This is a genomic window from Stenotrophomonas sp. ESTM1D_MKCIP4_1 (genome assembly GCF_003086895.1).
GTDB lineage: Bacteria > Pseudomonadota > Gammaproteobacteria > Xanthomonadales > Xanthomonadaceae > Stenotrophomonas.
The window spans coordinates 1,546,419-1,567,481 of the sequence record NZ_CP026004.1; the positions used below are offsets into that span (position 1 = coordinate 1,546,419).

19 protein-coding genes and 3 tRNA genes are annotated in these 21,063 nt (G+C 66.9%); 17 read left to right on the forward strand and 5 right to left on the reverse strand.

Going from position 1 to position 21,063, the window contains the following annotated elements:
- Window positions 1-160 precede the first annotated feature (160 nt).
- From C1924_RS07115 to C1924_RS07145, 7 genes are all read left to right on the forward strand, one after another.
- Complete coding sequence (locus C1924_RS07115; RefSeq protein ID WP_108764666.1) at window positions 161-676, forward strand: Tfp pilus assembly protein FimT/FimU; 516 nt, start codon at window positions 161-163, stop codon at window positions 674-676.
- Window positions 673-1,152 (forward strand): type IV pilus modification protein PilV, encoded by a 480-nt coding sequence (gene pilV / locus C1924_RS07120; RefSeq protein ID WP_108764667.1) that lies wholly within the window; start codon window positions 673-675, stop codon window positions 1,150-1,152. The genes C1924_RS07115 and pilV overlap by 4 nt, the downstream gene beginning before the upstream one ends.
- Entirely contained in the window at window positions 1,149-2,327 is a 1,179-nt protein-coding gene (locus C1924_RS07125) for a PilW family protein (protein WP_108764668.1), read from the forward strand. The genes pilV and C1924_RS07125 overlap by 4 nt, the downstream gene beginning before the upstream one ends.
- Before the next feature lie 4 nt (window positions 2,328-2,331).
- Window positions 2,332-2,841: a PilX N-terminal domain-containing pilus assembly protein gene (locus C1924_RS07130; RefSeq protein ID WP_108764669.1), complete on the forward strand. Its 510-nt coding sequence runs from the start codon at window positions 2,332-2,334 to the stop codon at window positions 2,839-2,841.
- Between the two features lie 11 nt (window positions 2,842-2,852).
- The gene (locus C1924_RS07135; protein WP_108764670.1) at window positions 2,853-6,677 is read left to right on the forward strand and encodes a PilC/PilY family type IV pilus protein; all 3,825 of its coding nucleotides are present in this window, start codon (window positions 2,853-2,855) and stop codon (window positions 6,675-6,677) included.
- Window positions 6,678-6,689: 12 nt separating this feature from the next.
- Complete coding sequence (locus C1924_RS07140) at window positions 6,690-7,139, forward strand: type IV pilin protein (protein WP_108764671.1); 450 nt, start codon at window positions 6,690-6,692, stop codon at window positions 7,137-7,139.
- Window positions 7,140-7,190: 51 nt separating this feature from the next.
- Window positions 7,191-7,267 (forward strand) — tRNA-Asn (locus C1924_RS07145).
- Window positions 7,268-7,323: 56 nt separating this feature from the next.
- Here the strand turns inward: C1924_RS07145 and C1924_RS07150 are convergent.
- Window positions 7,324-7,803, reverse strand: coding sequence for a GspH/FimT family pseudopilin (locus C1924_RS07150; protein WP_254051230.1), 480 nt, complete (start codon window positions 7,801-7,803; stop codon window positions 7,324-7,326).
- A gap of 187 nt (window positions 7,804-7,990) precedes the next feature.
- Here C1924_RS07150 and uvrB point away from each other — a divergent pair, with 187 nt between their 5' ends.
- From uvrB to C1924_RS07165, 3 genes are all read left to right on the forward strand, one after another.
- Window positions 7,991-10,012 (forward strand): excinuclease ABC subunit UvrB, encoded by a 2,022-nt coding sequence (uvrB, locus tag C1924_RS07155; protein ID WP_108764673.1) that lies wholly within the window; start codon window positions 7,991-7,993, stop codon window positions 10,010-10,012.
- A gap of 104 nt (window positions 10,013-10,116) precedes the next feature.
- A tRNA-Val gene (locus C1924_RS07160) sits at window positions 10,117-10,191 on the forward strand.
- Window positions 10,192-10,290: 99 nt separating this feature from the next.
- A tRNA-Val gene (locus C1924_RS07165) sits at window positions 10,291-10,365 on the forward strand.
- A gap of 78 nt (window positions 10,366-10,443) precedes the next feature.
- Here the strand turns inward: C1924_RS07165 and C1924_RS07170 are convergent.
- From C1924_RS07170 to C1924_RS07185, 4 genes are all read right to left on the reverse strand, one after another.
- Window positions 10,444-10,923, reverse strand: coding sequence for a hypothetical protein (locus C1924_RS07170; RefSeq protein ID WP_108764674.1), 480 nt, complete (start codon window positions 10,921-10,923; stop codon window positions 10,444-10,446).
- A 69-nt stretch (window positions 10,924-10,992) separates the two neighbouring features.
- Entirely contained in the window at window positions 10,993-11,244 is a 252-nt protein-coding gene (locus tag C1924_RS07175; RefSeq protein ID WP_108764675.1) for a hypothetical protein, read from the reverse strand.
- 185 nt (window positions 11,245-11,429) lie between these two features.
- Window positions 11,430-11,717, reverse strand: a complete 288-nt coding sequence (locus C1924_RS07180) for a hypothetical protein (protein WP_108764676.1) — start codon at window positions 11,715-11,717, stop codon at window positions 11,430-11,432.
- Window positions 11,718-11,748: 31 nt separating this feature from the next.
- Entirely contained in the window at window positions 11,749-12,516 is a 768-nt protein-coding gene (locus C1924_RS07185; RefSeq protein WP_108764677.1) for a MipA/OmpV family protein, read from the reverse strand.
- 144 nt (window positions 12,517-12,660) lie between these two features.
- Between C1924_RS07185 and C1924_RS07190 the strand changes: the two genes are divergently transcribed.
- From C1924_RS07190 to lpxK, 7 genes are all read left to right on the forward strand, one after another.
- Entirely contained in the window at window positions 12,661-13,332 is a 672-nt protein-coding gene (locus C1924_RS07190; protein ID WP_108764678.1) for a response regulator transcription factor, read from the forward strand.
- Between the two features lies 1 nt (window position 13,333).
- On the forward strand, window positions 13,334-14,677 hold the full coding sequence (locus C1924_RS07195; protein ID WP_108764679.1) for a HAMP domain-containing sensor histidine kinase: 1,344 nt from the start codon (window positions 13,334-13,336) through the stop codon (window positions 14,675-14,677).
- Window positions 14,678-14,745: 68 nt separating this feature from the next.
- Complete coding sequence (locus tag C1924_RS07200; RefSeq protein WP_108764680.1) at window positions 14,746-17,133, forward strand: DNA internalization-related competence protein ComEC/Rec2; 2,388 nt, start codon at window positions 14,746-14,748, stop codon at window positions 17,131-17,133.
- 3 nt (window positions 17,134-17,136) lie between these two features.
- A complete protein-coding gene (locus C1924_RS07205; protein ID WP_108746355.1) occupies window positions 17,137-17,799 on the forward strand; it encodes a MotA/TolQ/ExbB proton channel family protein in 663 nt (220 codons plus the stop codon).
- 3 nt (window positions 17,800-17,802) lie between these two features.
- Entirely contained in the window at window positions 17,803-18,225 is a 423-nt protein-coding gene (locus C1924_RS07210) for a biopolymer transporter ExbD (protein WP_108764681.1), read from the forward strand.
- Window positions 18,222-19,970 carry a lipid A export permease/ATP-binding protein MsbA gene (gene msbA, locus C1924_RS07215; protein WP_108764682.1) on the forward strand — a complete coding sequence of 583 codons (1,749 nt, stop codon included), beginning with the start codon at window positions 18,222-18,224 and terminating at the stop codon, window positions 19,968-19,970. Before C1924_RS07210 ends, msbA begins: the two co-directional genes overlap by 4 nt.
- Window positions 19,970-20,989 (forward strand): tetraacyldisaccharide 4'-kinase, encoded by a 1,020-nt coding sequence (gene lpxK / locus C1924_RS07220; RefSeq protein WP_108764683.1) that lies wholly within the window; start codon window positions 19,970-19,972, stop codon window positions 20,987-20,989. Before msbA ends, lpxK begins: the two co-directional genes overlap by 1 nt.
- Window positions 20,990-21,063: the final 74 nt, after the last annotated feature.

Here is a 21,063-nt window from a genome sequence, read left to right on the forward strand (position 1 = left end):
ACCCGCGAAGCGGCTCCGACCCCTTCCGGGCGCTGCCGGAAGGGCAGGGCGTGTCAACGCTTTGACGCCCGTCGCCCTGATCTGACCGTTCATCCCGCCGCCGCTTGCCGGTGGCCGCCGGGTGCGCCATCGTGGCCACCAACACGCTGGGGAGCGTTCCATGTATCCGCGCCTGTCCAAGGGCTTCACGCTGGTCGAGTTGATGGTCACGGTTGCCGTGCTGGCAATCCTGAGCACCATTGCCTATCCCAGTTTCCAGAGCACCATCCGCTCCAACCGGGTGGCAACCGGTGGCAACGAGGCGCTGGCGCTGATCGCGCTTGCCCGCAGCGAGGGTGTCCGCAACAAGCACGGCGGTGGCGTCTGCGGCAGCAGCACCGGCAGCAGCTGCGACGACGCATGGTCCAAGGGCATGCTCGCCTGGTCCGACACCAACGGCGATGGGACCTACCAGAGCGGCGAGCCCGCGCTGCGTTTCATGGCGGTCGGCACTGGCCTGGTGGGTTCCGGCCCGGACGGCGCTCCCATCGCGTTTGACAATCGTGGCCGGCTTCGCGCGAGTGCTGTTCAGACAGTAACGCTGCAACCCACCGAATGCGGCAAGGTTGCCCTGCGCCGGGTGATGAAGATCAATCTGGCCGGCCAGGTGACATCGCAGAAGGAAGATTGCAAATGAGCCGTCGCCGTGTCTTTTCCTCGCCGGCCCGCAGCCGTGGCTTCAGCCTGCTTGAAGTGCTGATTGCCCTGCTGGTGCTGGCCTTCGGGCTTCTGGGTTTCGCATTGCTGCAGACGATGAACGTCCGCTTCGTGCAGAGCTCCAATTACCGTACCCAGGCGACCAACCTGGCGTATGACCTGCTGGACCAGATGCGCAGCAACCGCTATCAGGCGCACTGGTACAACGGTGCGACCTTTGCCGCCAACAGCGTGAAGCTGAGCAGCTGCACGCGCCCGGTGGGTGACAAGCTGACCATCAGCGACAACGTCACGCGCTGGAAGTGCCAGGTCGTGCAGGCGCTGGGCGAGGGTGCCAGTGCGAACGTCACCATCACCAACGGCCAGGCCAGGGTCGACATCTCGTGGGGTGACGAGCGCTGGAACAAGGACAAAGCCGATTCGTTGACCACGTTCAGCCTGGTGTCGCAGCTATGAACCGCATTCCGCCGACCTTCGCCCTGCGCCGTTTCGAGAAGGGCCTGACACTGGTTGAAATGATGGTCGCCCTGGCGCTGGGTCTGGTGCTGATGCTGGGCGTGGTGCAGATTTTTGCGGCCTCGCGCACGGCCTCGGTCCTGGCCGAGGGCGGGGCGCGTGCACAGGAAAACGCACGCTTTGCCCTCGAATTCCTGCAGCGCGACATCCGCATGGCAGGCCATTTCGGATGCGTGAACGATCAGGCGCATTTCGTCCGCAACGAAGGTGATCCGGTCGTCAATACGGGGGCTGCCAGTGGGTCGCAGCACCCGTTGGATTTCAGCGTGTCGCTGCAGGGGTATGAGGCACCGAACACGGCTCCGGGCGGCGCGGGCCTGACCCTCGGCGGGTCCTGGTCGCTGCCGACCAACCTGCCAAAGGCCATTGCGGACCTGGGGCCACGGGGTGGCAGTGACGTGCTGGTGCTGCGCTATCTCTCGCCCGACGGTGTGCCGGTAACCGGGTTGACCGCCGGCAGCGACAGTGTGCTGACCTTCACTTCCAGCAAGGGTGCGCGCCTGACCGACGGCGGCGTGTCCACGCCCACGCTGTTCGGCATTGCCGACTGCAGCCACGCGAACGTGTTCAAGGGCAAGCTGGAAACCGGCAAGGTGACGGCCCTGGGCGCCAACCTGGGCACCTACGCAACCCAGCCTGCCGGGCAGACCATGCTGTACCGCGCCGAGTCGGTGGTGTACTACGTCGGCACCTCGGCCACGACCGGCGAGCCGGTGCTGATGCGGGCGCGTTCCAATGGCGCCGACGCTTACAGTGCGGGCGAAGAGCTTGTCGAGGGCATCGAGAGCCTGCAGTTCATGTACGGACTGGATTCGACCGATGTGATCGCCTTGGCGACCCCGCCCAGCGGCAACATCACCACCCAGGCTGTGGCCACGGGCGTGGCTGCACCGGGCGCCGCGAATGCGCCGGCACAGTGGCGCCGGGTCGGGCAGGTCCAGGTCGCCGTCCTGGCGCGCAGCCCGATGCCGGCTTCGGCACAGAAGCCCAGCGACACGGTTGCGAACCCGCGCGCGCTGGGCGTCGAATTCAAGTATGGGAGTACCGTGGACGGTCGCTATCGCATCGTCTACGAATCCACGGTTGCACTGCGTAACCGGCTGTTCGGGAACTGATGCCATGAAATCGCGCCGAGCTCATCCACGCCTTCCCTCGCGCCAGCGAGGCGCGGTTCTGTATATCGCGCTGATCATGCTCATCCTGCTCGCGCTGCTGGGCATCGCAGGCATGCAGGTGGCAGGCATGCAGGAAAAGATGGCCTCCAACTACCGTGCCACCAATGTCGCGTTCGAGAACGCCGAAGGTGTGACGCGCCTCAGCGAGCGGGCGGTGGAAGCCATCGCCAATCGCACCTCCCTCGACAGCAACGCACCGCTTGCCGAAGGTGACATCGAACAGAACTGCGAACTGGCATTCGACCCGGTCGAGTGGGGGCGCGGTCGTCCGGACTCGACGAGCCGGGCAGTGAAGGTGCGCCGCATCGACAGCTGCATCATCGGTGGCGGCTCCCTGCAGATGGGGCGCCCGCTGGATCCGGTGACGCCGGTGTACCAGATCACCAGCTATTCCACAGATACCGCTACCGATGCGTCGTCGTCGGCGTCCATCGATACCGTGTTCAAGCTCTGAGGCCCGCCGCCATGGTTCCACGTCTAAAGAAAAGCCTGTTCGCGTCTGCGGCCCTTCTGCTGGCTGCAGGTGGCTATTTCATCTATGGCATCTATGCGGCTCAGGGCCAGGGCGACCTGGCCCAGCAGCCCTTGAACAACACCGTGCAGGCGCCCCCAGCCTTCATCATGGCGGTGGACGATTCCAACTCGATGATGTTCGAGCGCATTTTCGCCGGTGGTGACGGGCGTATGCGCTGGACCGGCAGCAGCTTCTTCAGCAGTGCTGGTGTCTTCTTCGATGTGGGTACGGCCTGCGACAACAATTCCGTTGATTGCTACCTGCACCTGTTTCCGCATACCAATTACAACATCAACTACAGCTATGGCGTGGCCATTCCGCCGCTGGATGTGTTCGGCTTTGCGCGTTCGCCCACCTACAACGCAGGCTATTACAACCCGTCGGTGACGTATGAACCGTGGCGCCGCGCGGCGGCAGTCAACAACAGCGTGCTGTGGCCCGCCGCCGATGTGGATGACGTGCGTGCTGATCCCCGTACCGGCTCTGATTTTTCGGTCGCCAATGGTGTGTCCTATGATCTGACCAATGTAAATGGTCGTGCGGTCAGTTCCGAGCAGTTCCGCCTCTTGCAGGGCATGGTGCTTCCCAGTGGCACCAGCTACTCAACCAATAGTCTCTTTGGACGATGCGGGCTTTCGGGCACGGGCGCCGGCTTCTCCACGCTCAGCAGCGCGGTCACCATTACATCGACCTGCCTGATCGCGATCCGCTATTTCCCCGCGACGTTCTATCTGCCTGCCGATGCCGCCGCCCCTGCCGGCTACAAAGCGGATGAAACCAACCGCCCGCTGATCAACAACGCGTGTGGCCCCAACTGCAACATGCGGCGCTATGAGATCAAGGCGGCCAATTACAACTCCACCGCGGAGTACAACGCCGCGCTGCAGAACTTCGCCAACTGGTTCGAGTACCACCGCAACCGCATTCTTTCCATGGTCGGCTCCTCGTCGCATGCCATGGCGGAAGTCAACAACATGCGGGTCGGGTACTTCACCATCAATTCGCTGAAAGACGTCACCATGTATGACGTCAATACGGCGCGTGCCAGCTTGTATACACAGATCTACTCGCTGAAGCCGAACGGCGGTACGCCGAACCGTGAGGCCGTGGCCTTCCTGGGCCAGCAGTTCCGCCGTACCGGCGATGGCGCGCCCGTGCAGCTCGCGTGCCAGCGCAATGGCGGCATGCTGTTCACCGACGGCTATACCAATACGTCCAGTTCGGCATCCGGTTACGGCAACGCCGACAATGCGGGCGGAACGCACTTCCCGGGTGCGCCGTTCGCCGACAGCTACAGCAACACCATCGCCGATGTCGCGGCCAGTTACTACGACGGTACGAACTACACCCCGTTGCGCACCGGCACCGCCTTCCCGCTGGGCCAGGTGGCGGTACCCAAGGAGTGCGATTCGCTGGACAAGACCTCGCCGGCCTGGAAGCGGCTTGATTGCCAGACCAACCTGCACATGAACTTCTATGGCGTCACGCTGGGCGCGCAGGGCCGCATCTTCGAGGTGAACCAGCAGGCGACGGCGGACCCCTATACCAATGCGCCGGATTGGAACAGCAACGGCAATCCCACCTCGTCCGATGACGGTCGCGTCATCGACGAGATCTGGCACGCCGCCATCAACAGCCGCGGTGAGTTCATCAATGCGAAGACCCCGGCTGAAGTGACGGCGGCGATGCGCCGGGTGCTGTCGTCGGTCAGTGGCGGCGCATCCACGTCGGGAAGCTTTGCGCTTTCCGGGGCCCGCATTGGTGCCGGCTCGCTTTCCGTCACGCCCCGCTATGAAGTGTTGAACAACGGCACGGACTGGTTCAGCCGCCTCCAGGGCAGCCGCGTCACCGTCGACCAGACCACACGCGAAGCGGTCTATACGCAGGCGTGGGAGGCCAGTACCGCCATGCCGGCGGCGACCGCCCGCAATGTGTGGTTCGCCAGCGGCAGCGACGTCACCAAGATGTCCACCACCTCGATCACCCTGGCCGGTATCTGCGGGCTTTCGCAGGATCTGTACCCGGGCTTGAGTCGTTGCCCGGACTCGGCCAACCTGCCTGCCGGCACGACGGCGGCCAATGCCGCCAGCTATCTGCTGGGCGACACCAGCACCGAAGTCCGGCTGGGCGGGCGTTTCCGTGACCGCACGACGGTGATCGGCGACATCATCAATTCGACCCCGGTCATCAGCGCACCCAGCGATGACTACGGCTACCGCAGCCTGGGCGGGGCGTACGCGACCAGTTACCTGGACTATCTCACCAGCAAGCGCAACTCACGGCGTTACACCGTCTATGTCGGCGCCAACGACGGCATGCTGCACGCCTACGATGGCGGCATGGATGCGCAGGGCAACCTGGGCGGGAACGGCGGTCGCGAGCTGTTCGGCTACATCCCGGGTACCTCGTACGGTCATCTGGGCAATCTGCTGATGCCCTACGACCCGGCCAGCAAGAACAACCAGAAGTTCGCCCACCGGTATTTCGTGGACGGTCCGGTTGCGGTCGGCGACACCTACAGCAGCAACACCTGGTCGACCACGCTGGTGGGCACCACCGGTGCCGGCGGGCGAAGTGTCTTCGCGCTGGACGTGACCGATCCGACGGCGTTCACCGATGCCAAGCGCCTGTGGGAGATCAGTGATCTCACCGCGACCGGTACGGTGAAAGCCAACATCGGCCACGTGCTGGGCAAGCCGGTGATCGTGCCGGTGCGCGCCGCGGACGGTAGCGTGGCCTGGAAGGCCATCTTCGGCAACGGCTACGCCAGCAAGAGCGGCAAGGCGGTGCTGTTCGTCGTGGACCTGACCAAGAACCCCACCATCCGCATGATCGAGGCGACCGAGTCCGGCAGCACCATCGCCGGCAGCAATGGCCTTGGCAACATCATGGTGGTCGATCGCGTGGACAGCAGCCAGTACAACAGCACGACCAAGAAGTACGCGCGCGTTCGCGACGGTTTTGCCGACACTGTCTACGCTGCGGACCAGAAGGGCGCGATCTGGAAGTTCGATCTGCTGGACACTACCGATTCGGTGACCCGGCCGTTCTTCACGACTGGCACGTTTGTGGACTCCGGTTCCACCTACCGGCAGCCGATCATGGGTGGCCTGCAGGCGACCGCTGGCGAGAACGGCTCGGTGCTGCTGCTGTTCGGCACCGGCAGCTACTCCTTCGTCAACGATGGCACCGACACCAACACGCAGAGCTTGTATGGCGTGAACGACTATGCGGATGGCGCGGTCACGGCCACGATCCTGCCTTCCCAGCTCATGCCGTATGCGGTTTCCACCAGCCGCACGCTGACTGCGGGTACGCGTCCGACCGGCGCGCTGGGGTGGCGGGTGGATCTGCCGGCCGGCGAGCGCATGGTGGGGTACCCTGAGATTGCCTCGGGAATCGTGTTCATGCCTACCTACAAGCCCCTCAATTCCAGCGGCTGCAGCACCGATGGCAACAACTCGCTGTTCGGGTTGAATCCGCGGACCGGCACGGCTGCGTTGTTCAACGTCAGGGTCGGCTCGATTGCCAACGGCACCAAGGTGGCTGACGGCGTGGCGTCGATCTCGCTGAGCACAGGCGGCAACGCGCCGGTCAAGGACGTGGGTGTGGCAGTCGTGCCGCGCCTGCAGCCGCCGGTGAATCCGCTCGATGGCACCCCGGCGCCGACCTTGCCTGACCTCGCCGGCTGCTGGATGGCCGTGACGGTTGCAGGTGCGGCGCCGATGTACGTTCCCTATCCATGCGGTCGCCAGTCCTGGCGCCAGATCCAATGACGGAGACGTTTCATGCGCTTTGACAACAAGGGACTACGCGCGGGGGTCCTGCGCCACGCGCGCCCCACGGCAGGTTTCACTCTGATCGAACTGATGATCGTGGTCGCCGCGATTGCGATTCTCGCGGCCGTCGCACTGCCGTCGTACGCGGAGCACGTGCGCAAGGCGCGGCGCGGCCAGGCCAAGGCGGACATGGTGGAGTACGCGCAGCTGGCCGAGCGGTTCCACACCGTCAACAACAGCTACGCAGGGTTCACCTTGTCCGGCTCCAGCAAGACCATCCAGTCGCCCCGCGAAGGCGGCACCGCGCAGTACAGCATTGCGTTCGAGGGCACCCAGAGCACGTTTACCCTGAAGGCTACGCCGCAGGGCGGGCAGGCCAAGGACACCTGCGGCGAGATGACCTTGAACCAGGCCAACGTGAAGACACCGACGGCAGCGTCCAAGCCGGGTTGCTGGTAAGGCATCAAGGTGTTGCATCCCCCGCGTTGACCGTCTAGAATGCGCCTCCCCGCCCGAATAGCTCAGCCGGTTAGAGCACTTGACTGTTAATCAGGGGGTCGTTGGTTCGAGTCCAACTTCGGGCGCCAGATTCGAGAAAGCCGCGAGAAATCGCGGCTTTTTTCGTTGCTGGGCCACGGCGGCGTCAGCAGTCCACAGGTGATCGGGCGCGCTCGCTGCGTACCCGGCCGGTCACGCTGATGATCACCCGGCTGTGCTCGCGTCCGTCCACGCACAGCACCAGCGACTGGTTGGTGCCCGCATTGCGTCCGTCCGGCAGGAACTGCACGTGCGGGCGGTACTGGCTGGATCGGATCAGGATGCGACCCGGTTGCCGGTCCCGGACCTGCAGCACCTTGCCGGCAGCGTCAGGGCCCCACCTCGCATCCTCCGCGCGCACCAGCCAGCCATGGTTCCATTCCAGGCTGCAGGACAGGCCATCGAGCGAACCGCAGACCGTCACCCGGCGGCGCTGGGTCAGGGCCGCGCTGCGGGCCAGGGCGAGGCTGCTGGTGAGTTCCGCGCGCAGGGTGTCGGCCCGCATCCGCCCGACCAGGCGATGCCATGGCCCCCAGCCCAGGGCGAGCAGCACGGCCAGCAGCATGACCGCCAGCAACAGTTCCATGAGGTGGAAGCCACGCGCAGGGCCGGGCGGGCGATTGAGGAGGAGGCGGGGCTTCATCGCACCAGCCTGAACGTCGGCCTGCCATGCCTGCCATCAGCATCGCGCGCATGGCGGGGCAGGGTGTTTCCTCAACCGGCCGTCACCAAACCGGCCGCTATAATCATCATTCCCGGGACCTGGCAATACCATGAGCGACAGTTTTCAACTCGTCTCGCCGTATTCACCGGCGGGCGACCAGCCCAACGCGATCGCGAAGCTGACAGAGAATTTTGAAGCGGGCATCGCCAAGCAGACGCTGCTGGGCGTGACCGGTTCGGGCAAGACCTACACCATCGCCAACGTCATCCAGAACGTGCAGAAGCCGACGCTGATCATGGCGCCGAACAAGACGCTGGCCGCGCAGCTGTATGGTGAGTTCAAGGCGTTCTTCCCGCACAACGCGGTGGAGTACTTCGTCAGTTACTACGATTACTACCAGCCCGAAGCCTACGTGCCGTCGTCGGACACCTTCATCGAGAAGGACAGTTCGATCAACGAGCACATCGAGCAGATGCGGCTGGCGGCGACCAAGACGCTGCTCTCGCGCCCGGATGCCATTGTGGTGGCCACCGTGTCGGCCATCTACGGCCTCGGTGCGCCGGAGGACTACCTGTCGCTGCGCCTGATCCTCTCCAAGGGCGAGCGCATCGAGCAGCGCGATCTCATCAACCACCTGACCCAGCTGCAGTACACGCGCAACGAGTACGAACTGCAGCGCGGTACGTTCCGCGTGCGTGGCGAGGTGATCGACGTGTTCCCGGCGGAGTCGGACAGCGAGGCCCTGCGCATCGAGCTGTTCGATGGCGAGGTCGAGAAGATCACGATGTTCGATCCGCTCACCGGTGAGACGATCCGCAACATGCAGCGCTTCACGGTCTATCCGAAGACCCACTACGCCACCACCCGCGAGCGCGTGCTGGCCGCGGTGGAGACCATCAAGGTGGAGCTGAAGGAGCGCCTGGAGCAGCTGTATGCGGAAAACAAGCTGGTCGAGGCGCAGCGCCTGGCCCAGCGCACCCAGTTCGACATCGAGATGATGGCCGAGGTCGGGTTCTGCAACGGCATCGAGAACTACTCGCGGCACCTGACCGGCAAGAATGCCGGCGAGCCACCGCCGACCCTGTTCGATTACCTGCCGCCCGACGCGTTGCTGGTCATCGACGAATCGCACGTGACCATTCCGCAGATCGGCGCGATGTTCAAGGGTGACCGCTCGCGCAAGGAAACCCTGGTCGAGTTCGGTTTCCGCCTGCCCTCGGCGCTGGACAACCGCCCGTTGCGCTTCGAGGAGTGGGAGGCGCGCTGCCCGCGCGCGATCTACGTGTCTGCCACGCCGGGCCCGTATGAGTACCGCGAAGCCGGTGACGAGATCACCGAACTGGTGGTGCGCCCGACGGGTCTGATCGATCCGGTGGTCGAGATCCGCCCGGTGGGCACCCAGGTCGACGACCTGATGAGCGAGGCCAATGAGCGCATCAAGGCCGGTGACCGCGTGCTGGTAACCACCCTGACCAAGCGCATGGCCGAAAACCTGACCGAGTACCTGACCGAGCACGGCATCCGCGTGCGCTACCTGCACTCGGATGTGGACACGGTGGAGCGCGTGGAGATCATCCGCGACCTGCGCCTTGGCAAGTTCGACGTTCTGGTGGGCATCAACCTGCTGCGCGAAGGCCTGGACATGCCGGAGGTCTCGCTGGTGGCGATCCTGGATGCGGACAAGGAGGGCTTCCTGCGTTCCACCGGTTCGCTGATCCAGACAATTGGTCGCGCCGCCCGCAACGTACGCGGCAAGGCCATCCTGTATGCGGACAAGATCACCCGTTCGATGCAGGCGGCGATCGACGAGACCGACCGCCGCCGCGCCAAGCAGGTCGAATACAACGAGGAACACGGCATCGTGCCGCGCTCGGTGGCGCGTCCGATCGTCGACGTGCTGGAAGGGGCGCGCTCGGATGCCGCCGAGAAAGAGTCCCGCAAGGGCAAAGGCAAGGGCAAGGCGGTGGCCGAGGAGGCGGCCGATTACCGGTCGATGTCGCCGGCCCAGCTGGCCACCCGGCTCAAGGCGCTGGAGCAGCAGATGTACCAGCACGCCAAGGACCTGGAGTTCGAGGACGCCGCCCGCGTGCGCGACCAGATCCGGCAGCTGAAGGAGGCCAGCCTCGGCTGAACACGGTAGCGCAGCCATCTTCACAAAAGTGTTGCGCTTACCCGTCGGCATCCGTAATATACGCGGCCTGCACCGACGCAATCGCGGAAATGCAGAAGCAAAACGGGCGGTTAGCTCAGCGGTAGAGCACTACCTTGACATGGTAGGGGTCACAGGTTCGAACCCTGTACCGCCCACCACGACGTTCCCCTCGGCGGGGCGATCGTGACCTGAAAAGCCCGGCCCTGGCGCCGGGTTTTTACGTAGCAAGGCCAGCTTTCGGGCGGCACGAACAAGATGGGCGGTTAGCTCAGCGGTAGAGCACTACCTTGACATGGTAGGGGTCACAGGTTCGAACCCTGTACCGCCCACCACCTGGCTCCCGGCATTGCCGGTGCAGCGGTGGAAACAGGAAAGCCGGCCCAGTGGGTCGGCTTTTTTGTTGGCTGGCCTCAGAACCGGATCATGCTGCACATCCGCACGGGTGCTTCACTGCGCACCAGGCCCTTGTCCATCCGGCACTGGCGCACGCGCTCTTCGGCCTTGTTCCTGCACTCGGGGCAAAGCGCGGCCAGCCCGCTGTCCTTGTCCTGCGCAGCGGCACAGGTGCGTTCGGCGTGGGCGGCGCGTGCCTCGTTGGCGCGCTCCGGCGAAACGGCTTCGCCCGCTGCGTTGACAAAGCGATAGTCCGCGAAGGGCTCCGGCAGCGCGCACTCCTGCCGCGCATCAGCAACAAATGCCGCTTCAAGCTGCCGGCGCAGCTGCGCACCCTGGCGATCACAGCCGGCGACCAACGAACGCGATGCGGCCGGCGACAGTTGCGGGTGCACATAGACCGGGCGGGAACGGATCTCGCTGCCGAACGGGCAGCAGGCCGCGAGCAGCACCACGGCGAGCAACAGCAGTGCATGGGCAACGATCCGGGTCTTCATGGCGCATCCATTCGGCAAGGCCCCATGCTGTCATCGGTCATCCCGGAGAGGATGAATCCCGGCTGGCGATCACTGCGCGGCCAGCGTGCCGAGACTGAAACGGTGGCGCAGCTGCCAGTGGCCGTTGATCTGCTGCGATACCGCCAGCGCGTGTGATGTCCCACCTTTGCTGCGTTCCCATTGCAGCAGGCTGTCCTTGCCCAGGGGCAGCTGCAGGCAAAGCCGCGATCCGCTGGCCGGGAGTGCTGGGCCTGCATCCACGCCGCCGATGCCGACGCTGGACAGGACCGCGTGCAACAGCAGCAGGGCAAGCATCGGCATGGCACGGTGCTCCGGAGAAGGGAGCCCAGCGTGTCATCGGCCCCGGCCAACCGGTACCGGCATGCGACGAATCGGGGAATTGCGCGTGCCAAGGGCAGGCAGCGGGGATGAATCCGGGCGATGGCGGGCTGATCCGCGTGCGGATGCGCTGGCAGACGGGCGTGGATCAGCCGTGCAGCGCCCGCTCAGGGTGAGGCGTACACCTGGCGCAGGTTGCGCAGTGTCGATTGGCGATGGGCGGTGGCACAGGGCTCATCCATCTCCAGTTCCTGCAGCCGCAGACCGACCAGGGTCATCGACAGGGCGTAGCAGCACGCTGCATCAGCGACGCGCGACAGGCCCAGGGCGCGGCGCACCAGCGCATCGATATGGGCCTGGTCCGGCATCAATCCGAGATAGGCGCGCTCGGCGCTGTCCAGGTCGGGCGCGCGCAGGATCGCGTGCGCATCGGTCGGGAAAGAGACGGAGCCCATGGAGTGTCCTTGTCCGTTGCAGAGCGCTCGATCAGAACGAGCGCATCAGGGAAATGAAAGCGGAGGTCTGCGCACCGCGGCGGGCCATCGGGCTGTCCTTCACCGCATCACCGAACCACTGGCTGGCGACCACGCCAGTCGCGCGCCACTGGGTGCCCAGCGGCGTGCTCACTGCGATCTGCAGGCCCGGCGACGTCGCGCTGCCCGACGAATAGGCCGCCAGGCCTGAGCGCAGTGCTTCCTCATTGCTGATGCCGTAGTAGTAGTCGAGCAGGCGCGCATTGCTGTGCACGACGCCCACGCGCGGCACCCAGGTGAAGCGCCCGGCCTGGATGGGGTAGCTGTAGTAGAGGCTCGATTCGAGACCGCCGCCATGGCCGCTGACCTCGCGTTTGACACTGGCCGACAGCGCGCCCCAGTCGGCGCTGTATTCGGCGTTGACGCCGGCCATCGCGGACATCTGCCGGCTGTGCAGACGGCGCAGCTGTGGATCGTTCACGTCATCGGTCTTGAAGCGCAGCGTGTACGGCGTGACCACGGCGGAAACCCGCAATCCTCCGTCCTTGTACAGGTGCATGCCCAGCGAGCCGGGGCTGGCGAAGAAGCGCTTGCCCTGCCATGCCAGTGCCGGCACCACCAGCGGCTTGTCATCGTAGTGCGCGTACGCACCCGTGGTGGCGCCGAAGGTGATGCCGGCCTGCACGCCCGGCGCCTGTTCCTGTGCGTTGGCCAGCAGCGGCGTGGAGAGAACGACGGTGCACAGCAGGGGGCGCAGCAGGTGAGGGGGCAGCGAACGCATGGACGGGTACTTCGCAGGGAACCGCGTTGCATCCTGACCGCGCAACATTGTCGGAACATTGCGCCGGGGCAATGTCCACGCATGGACCTCATCGTTGCCCGGCAGGGACTATCATCGACAGCGTTTCCGGTAGCCGAGCCCACGATGCGCATCCTTCTGGTGGAAGACGATCCCGATCTCTCGCGGGCCCTGCAGTCCGGGCTGGAGCGTCAGGGCGTGGTCGCCGATGTGGTCGGCAACCTGGCTGAAGCGGCACTGGCCCTGCGTGAGCCCGTGCACCAACTGCTGCTGCTCGATCGTCAGCTGCCTGATGGCGACGGCGCCGGTTTCGTCGCCACCGCGCGCGCGCTGCGTCCGAACCTGGCGGTGATCATGCTGACCGCCAAGGGCACGCTGTCGGACAAAGTGGAGGGGCTGGATGTCGGCGCCGATGACTATCTGGTCAAGCCAGTGGCGATCGAAGAGCTGATGGCGCGCATCCGTGCGGTATCGCGGCGGCCGTCGGCCATGGTCACCCCGCGCCTGCGCCTGGGGCATCTGGAATTCGATTTCGAGTCGCTGCAGGCGCAGGTCGAGGGACAGGTGTTGTCCCTGCCGCGTCGGCAGGTGCTGGTGCTGCAGGCACTGGCCATGCGGCAGGGGCGCACGGTGACCCGCAGTGCGCTGGAATCGGCCGTGTACGGCTTCGACGATGAGATCCAGTCCAATGCACTGGATGCGCACATCTCCAAGCTGCGCAAAGCCCTGCAGCAGGCAGGTGCCGGCGTGGAGATCCACGTCATCCGCGGCGTCGGCTACTTGCTGGCGGAGGCCTGAGATGGCGAGGCAGATCCGCTCGATCACCCTGGGCCTGGCCTGGCGCCTGTTCCTGGCCCAGGCGTTCACCGTGTTGTTTGCGGTGGTGGCGCTGATCCTTACCTGGGGCGACAAGGAGTCCTGGGGTATGGACATGTTCACCGCCGAGGACGTCGCCCGGGCGGTGCACAGCCAGGGCGAACACCTCGTGCTGGACGAGCCGCGCTGGCAGGCGCTGGACGCACGTGCCGGTGGCAACCTCTGGTTCGTAGCCGTCGATGACCGCGGTGTGTGGCTGGAACGCGGCAAGGTGCCGGCGATCCATGCACCGCTGCTGGCACGGTTGCCGGCACTGGGCGCCACCGAGGTGGGGTCGCTGGTGCCGCCCTACCTGGATGTGGCGCGGGTGATGGTGCGCAACGAAGATGGCCGCCGCATCACGGTCATGGCCGGTGGTGCGCCCAAGGGCGGGCTGGTGGATGGTGCGCTGATGGTCCTGCGCCTGATCGGCTTCTGGTTCTTCCTGCCATTGATCGTGGTCACCCTGCTGGTGATGCCGACGGTCATCCACCGGGCGATGCGCGGCGTGCGCCGGCTGGCCCAGCAGGCCAAGGAACTGGATATCGGCCAGCCCGGTGCGCGGCTGGACGAGCGCCTGGTCTCCACTGAGGTCGCGCCGCTGGTGGGTGCGTTCAACGATGCCATCGACAAGGTCCAGCAGGGCTACGCCGCGCGCGACAAGTTCCTGGCCGATGCAGCCCATGAACTGCGTGTGCCGATCGCCGTGGTGCAGGCGCGGCTGTCGCAGCTGCCGCAGGGCGAACTGAAATCGCAGCTGCTGACCGATGTGGCGCGGCTGGGCAACGTCGCCGAACACCTGCTCGACCTGCAGCGGCTGGACCGTAACGTCAGCGCGCTGCAGCGGGTGGACCTGGCCCATGTGGTGCGCGAATCGGCGGCCGAGCTGGCGCCGCTGGTGGTGGGGGCAGGGTATGGCTTTGAAGTGGATGCGCCGGAGACACCGGTGTGGATCCAGGGCGATGGCCTGGCACTGGGACGGGTGATGGCCAACCTGGTGCACAACGCCATCGTCCATGGCGGTGGTCGTGGCACCATCTGCGTGCGCCTCGATGCGCAGGGCCTGCTGGAAATCAGCGACCAGGGCGCGGGCGTGCCGGTGAGTGACCGCGAGGCCATCTTCGAGCCTTTCCACCGCCTGCGCGCCGCTGGCAGCGGCAGTGGCCTGGGCCTGCATCTGGTGAAGGAAATCGTCCAGCACCACGGTGGCAGCGTCAGCGTTGCGGAGGCGGTCGGCGGCGGCGCCAGCTTCCGGGTCAACTTCCACCGCGCCACCCTGCGCCGCTGAGGTCGCCCACAGGCGCGTGCGGGCTTGCCTGATAGGCAGCTGCGGCACCGCGCGGCGACGCTGCGGAGATGCGCACCATTGCCGTGGTTGCACCCCTGCTGGGCCCTGCCTGTGCCGCCGCGCTGGTGCTGGGGGCGCTGGCGTGCGTGCTGCTGCCGGTTCTGCCGCCACGCGGGCTGTGCGTCGTCCTGGCGCTGCTGGCCCTGCCGGGCTGGGCATGGCAGTGGCGCGGGCGTGCAGTGGCGGCCGCGGTCTTCGGCCTGGCCTGGGCCGGCTGCCACGGACACACAGCCCTGCAGCAGCAGGTACCCGCGGCAGCGGTGGCGCAGGATATACGGGTGCGCGGGCGCGTTGTCGGGTTGCCACAGGTCCGCGCCGACCACAGCCGCTTCCTGCTTGAGGTGCACGAGGCAGAGGGATGGCCCGCGCTGCAGGGGCGGCGCCTGCAGGTCGGCTGGCACGAACCGCGGCGCTCGCGGATGCCTGATCCGTTGCGCGGGACGCTGCGCGCGGGGGCGCACTGGGAGCTGTCGCTGCGCGTGCGGCCGCCACGATCGCGGATCAATCCCGGTGGTTTCGATGGCGAGCGTTACGCCGTGCTGCAGGGGCTGGCCGGCAGTGCCAGCGTGCGCGAGCCAGGACGTGCGCGGCAACTGCGGGCTGCGCACGGACTGGTCGCGTGGCGCGAGCGCTGCAGTACCGCCATTGCCGCGCAGGTTGAACGACCCGCGGCGCGCTTCATCCAGGCGCTGGCGCTGGGTGATACCCGCGGCCTGGACGATTCCGACTGGGAGCAGTTGCGCGCGCTGGGCCTGGCCCATCTGATCGCCATTTCCGGCTTCCATGTTGGCCTGGTCGCCGGCTTCGCCGCCCTGCTGTGCGCGGGGCTGTGGTGGCTGTGGCCGGCACTGGCGCGGGCATGGCCGCGCCCACAGGCTGCCGCCGGTGCCGCTGCGTTGGCGGCCGCCGGTTACACGCTGCTGGCCGGCAGCGAGCTGCCCACGGTGCGGACGGCGCTGATGATCGCAGTCGTGGCGCTGGCGCGCGCCCATCGGCGTCCGCTGGGCACGGCGTCAGCGCTGTCCCTGGCGGCGGTGGGGATGCTGCTCCCCGCGCCGCTGTCCGTGCTTTCGGCAGGCTTCTGGCTCAGCTTCAGCGGTGTGCTGTGGCTGCTGTGGTGCCTGCCGCAACGGCCGCCGTCCGGCATCGCCGGGGTGCTGCGTGCGGCCGTGGCCGGGCAGGGCGTGGCCAGCCTGGCGCTGCTGCCGCTGGCGGTGGTGCTGTTCGGCGGCACGTCGTGGCTGGGGCCGTTCATCAACCTGCCGGTGGTTCCCTGGTGGAGCCTGCTGGTGGTGCCGCTGGCCCTGCTCGGCACCGGCCTGCAGGCGCTGTGCGAAGGGGCGGGCGCGTGGCCGTGGCGCGCGGCGGCCTGGTTGTTCGATCTCAGTTGGGGGCTGCTGCAGCCTGTGGCGCAGCACCCGCAGGCGATGTGGTGGCTGCCGCAGGCGCCGGCCTGGGCGCTGCCGACGGCGCTGGCGGGTGTCTTCTGGTGGCTGTTGCCGCGTGGCGCAGGGGGGAGTCTGGCCGGCGCGCTGCTGTGCCTGCCCTTGCTGTGGCCGTCCGTGCCTGCGCCGCGGCACGGCGAGCTGGAACTGCTGGTGCACGACGTGGGGCAGGGGGCCGCCGTGCTGCTGCGGACCGCCACGCATGCCCTCTGGTACGACGCCGGCCCGCCTGCGGGCGAAGGCGGTGAGCGCGTGCTGCTGCCGGCCGCGCGCGCACTGGGGCAGGCGCCGCCGTCGCAACTGCTGCTCAGCCACGACCATCTGGACCATGCCGGCGCTCTGCCGGCCCTGCGTGCCGCACTGCCGCGCCTGCAGGTGCTGGCCCCGCCGGGCAGCCAGGTCGAGAGCGCGTTGCCCTGTGCAACGGGCCTGCGCTGGCAGTGGGACGGGGTGGACTTCCAGGTGCTGCATCCGCCAGCGGACGGCAGCGCACCCGACAACGAAACCAGCTGCGTGCTGCGGGTAGAGGGCCGGCATGGCGTCGTGCTGCTGCCGGGGGATATCGGACGCCGGGCCGAACGGCAGATGCTGCAGGCAGACCCTGCTGCCCTGCCCGCCGATGTCGTCCTGGTGCCGCATCATGGCAGTGACGGCAGCTCGACGGCCGCCTGGGTCAAGGCGGTAGCGCCCCGGCTGGCCCTGGTCTCGGCCGGCCACCAGAACCGTTTTGGCCACCCGAAACGTGACGTAGTGCTGCGCTGGCAGGCCGCAGGCGCCGAAGTGCTGTCTACGGCCGAGTCCGGTGCGATCCGCGTATGGCTTGGCGCACAAGGGCTGCAGGTGCGTGAACAGCGGATCCATGCGGCCCGGTGGTGGGACGCCGCAGGCCGGGCGCGGTCGGCTGCTATCCTATCGCCGATCGAACAAGCGGCCGATGGGCCGGAGGGTTGAAACGTGTGGGAACTGGTCAAGGCCGGTGGCTGGCCGATGGTGCCGCTGCTGCTGTTGGGCGTACTGGCTTTGGCGATCGTCCTGGAGCGTTTCTGGTCCCTGCGGCGCAATGAGGTGCTGCCGCCTGGCCTGGGCCAGGAAGTGCGCAACTGGGCCGCGCGCGGCAAGCTCGATCCCGCCCACCTGCAGACCCTGCGTGCGAATTCGCCGCTGGGCGCGCTGCTGGCTGCCGCGCTGGAAGCGCGCAACCGTCCGCGCGACCAGATCCGCGAGCGCATCGAGGATACCGGCCGGCACCTGGTCCACCGCATGGAACGTTTCCTCAATGCGCTGGGCACCATCGCCTCGGCCGGCCCGCTGCTGGGCCTGCTGGGCACGGTCATCGGCATGATCCAGATGTTCCTGGGCATCCTCGACCACGGCGTGGGCGATGTGAACCAGCTGGCCGGCGGCATCGGCAAGGCGCTGGTGTGCACGGCCACGGGCATGATCGTGGCCATCCCGGCGCTGATGTTCCATCGCTTCTTCAAGGGCCGCATCCACGGCTACGTGGTGGAGATGGAACAGGAAGCCAGTGCCCTGCTGGATACGCTGGATGGTCGCCCGGGGGTGATGAACCCCGCACCGGCACCGCGTGCTGCCGCCCCTGCCACGGCCAAGGCCTGATCCATGCGCATCGGCAACGACCGATCCCAGGATGAGCCGCATATCGATCTGGTTCCGCTGATCGACGTCATCCTGGTGCTGATCATCTTCTTCGTGGTCACCACTACGTTCGACGCGCGCTCGACGCTGCAGGTGCAGCTGCCGACCGCCAGCGACCAGCAGACCAACGAGCCGCCGCGTTCGCTCAGCGTGCTGATCAACGCCGACGGCCGCTACTTCGTCAACGACCAGGAAGTGCTGCGCACCGATGTCGAATCGGTGAAGCAGACCATCGCCGCGGTGGCCGGCACCGATCGCGAACAGACCGTGCTGCTGCGCGCCGACGCGCGCACTCCCTACCAGGCCGTGGTGACCGCGCAGGATGCGCTGGGCCAGCTCGGCTTCCGTCGTATCGCCATCGCAACAGCGCCAGAGGTGCGTCCATGAGTTCCAATCACGCGCCAGTGTGGCCGATCTACAAACGCCTGCTCGGCTATACCCGGGCCTACTGGGTGTTCATGGTGGCCGCCGTCATCGCGATGGTGGTCGAGGCCCTGGCCGGCTACCACTTCACCAAGCTGATGGAGCCGCTGGTCAACGAAGGCTTCGTCGACCCGCAGCCGCGCGCTGCCGTCGTGCTGCCGCTGACCATCCTCGGCCTGTTCCTGATGCGCAGCCTGGCCACCTGGGTCAGTGATTACACGTTGGCCAAGACCGGCCGCAGCGTGGTCCGCGACCTGCGTGAGCAGGTCCTGGACAAGTACCTGCACCTGCCGTCCTCGCACTTCGATACCGAAGCCACGCCGGTGATGGTCAGCCGCCTGAACTTCGATACCGAACAGGTCACCCAGGCCAGCGCCGACGCGCTCAAGACCATGGTGGCCGACACCCTCACCATCATCGCCATGCTGGTGGTGATGCTGCAGATGAGCGTCAAGGTGACCCTGGCCATGCTGCTGGTGGTGCCGCTGATCGGCGCCATCGTGTCCTACGTGGGCAAGCGCTACCGGCGCATCAGCCGCGGCATCCAGGACGGCATGGGCACCATGGCGCAGACCGCCGAACAGTCGCTGGCCGCGCAGCAGGAAGTGAAGGTGCACGGCACCCAGCAGCACGAGATCAGCCGCTATTCGCGCCTGGCCAACCGCATGCTGGCGCTGAACATGAAGGTGGAAGTGACCCGTGCGGCCGCCTCCAGCGTGGTCCAGTTCCTCGCCGCGCTGGCGCTGGCGGTCATCGTCTGGGTGTCCACCCGCGAAGCACTGGCCGGCAAGCTCAATGCCGGCCAGTTCATGGGCCTGATGACCTCGATGATGGCCATCATTCCCTCGCTGCGTCGCCTGACCAGCGTGCAGACCTCGATTTCGCGCGGCGTGGCTGCCGCCGAACGCCTGTTCGGCATCATCGACATGCCGGTCGAGCGGGATGCCGGGCGCACGCCGCTGCAGCGCGCCCGCGGCGAGCTGGCCTTCGACCACGTCATGCTGCGCTACCGTGCCGACAGTGGCATCGCCCTGGATGACATCACCTTCGTCGCCAAGCCCGGCACGGTCACCGCCATCGTCGGCCGTTCCGGCAGCGGCAAGACCAGCCTGATCCGCCTGGTCCCGCGCTTCTACGAGCCCAGCGGCGGTGTCATCACCCTCGATGGCGTGCCGCTGGATGACTACGCGCTGGCCGATCTGCGCCGCCAGGTGGCCATGGTGGGGCAGAAGGTCATGCTGTTCGATGACACCATCGCCGCCAACATCGCCTATGGCATGGAAGCGACCGACGAGCAGATCCGTGCGGCGTCCGAAGCGGCCAATGCGTGGGAGTTCATCGCACGCATGCCGCAGCAGCTGCAGACCCCGGTGGGCGAGAACGGCGCGCTGCTGTCCGGTGGCCAGCGGCAGCGCCTGGCCATCGCGCGCGCGATCCTGCGCGACGCACCGATCCTGATCCTGGACGAAGCCACCGCCGCACTGGACAACGAATCCGAGCGCCTGGTACAGGACGCGCTGCAGCGCCTGATGCCTGAACGCACCACCCTGGTGATCGCGCATCGCCTGTCCACCATCGAACACGCCGACCAGGTGCTGGTGATGGACCACGGCCGCATCGTCGAACGGGGTACCCACCGGGAGCTGCTGGAAATGGGGGGCCTGTACCAGCACCTGCACAGCATGCAGTTCCGCGAAAGGCAGGACTGATGGCAGGCAAGGGTACCCAGACCCCGCCGTACTGGTACGACGGCAGCCCGGTGCCATGGCCGATGCGGCTGCTGGCACCGGTCTACGCAGGCGTGGCGGCATTGCGCCGGCGCCTGTACCGCCGTGGCTGGCTGAAGCGGCATGCACTGCCTGTGCCGGTCATCGTGGTCGGCAACATCACCGCTGGCGGCACCGGCAAGACGCCGCTGACCATCGCCCTGGTCGAACGCCTGCGCGCAGCCGGTTGGACGCCGGGCGTGGCCAGCCGTGGCTACGGCCGCGAAGAGGCGGACAAGGCGCGCTGGGTCGAGGCCGATACGCCGACCGCGCTGGGTGGTGACGAGCCGGTGCTGATCGCGTGGAAGACCCGCGTGCCGGTGCGCGTGGACAGCGACCGCGTGGCTGCGGGCAAGGCACTGATCGCGGCCGGCTGTGATGTCATCGTCTGCGATGACGGCCTGCAGCACTACCGCCTGCAGCGCGACATCGAAATCGAAGTGATCGACGCCCAGCGCCGCTACGGCAACGGCCGGATGATTCCCGCCGGCCCCCTGCGCGAGCCGGTCAGCCGCGCCGACGAATGCGACTTCCGTGTCGTCAACCTCGGCCAGGCCGATGAAGCCACAGCGGCCCAGGCCTGCGGCTTCGGCCAGTGGCCGATGGCCCTGCACATCGACAGCGCGCAGCCGCTGCCCGGTGGCCGGCCACGCCCGCTGGCGTACTTCGCCGGCCAGCGTGTGCACGCCGTGGCCGGCATCGCCAACCCGCAGCGCTTCTTCGACATGCTGCGCGCGCGAGGCATCGGCGTGGTGCCGCATGCCTTTGCCGACCACCAGGTCTACCAGCCGCAGGACCTGTCCTTCGGCAGCCAGCTGCCGGTGCTGATGACCGAAAAGGATGCGGTGAAGTGCCGCGCCTTCGGCAATGACTGGCACTATGCAGTGCCGCTGCGCGCCGAACTGCCGGCCGCCTTCTGGGTGGCCCTGACCGACCGCCTGGACAAGCTGCGCCCGAACTGAGCGACCGCGCGGCGCTTGCAATCGCCTGCCGCCGGCCGCATCCCTCCCGTATCGCGCCTGCCGAGTACCGCCCG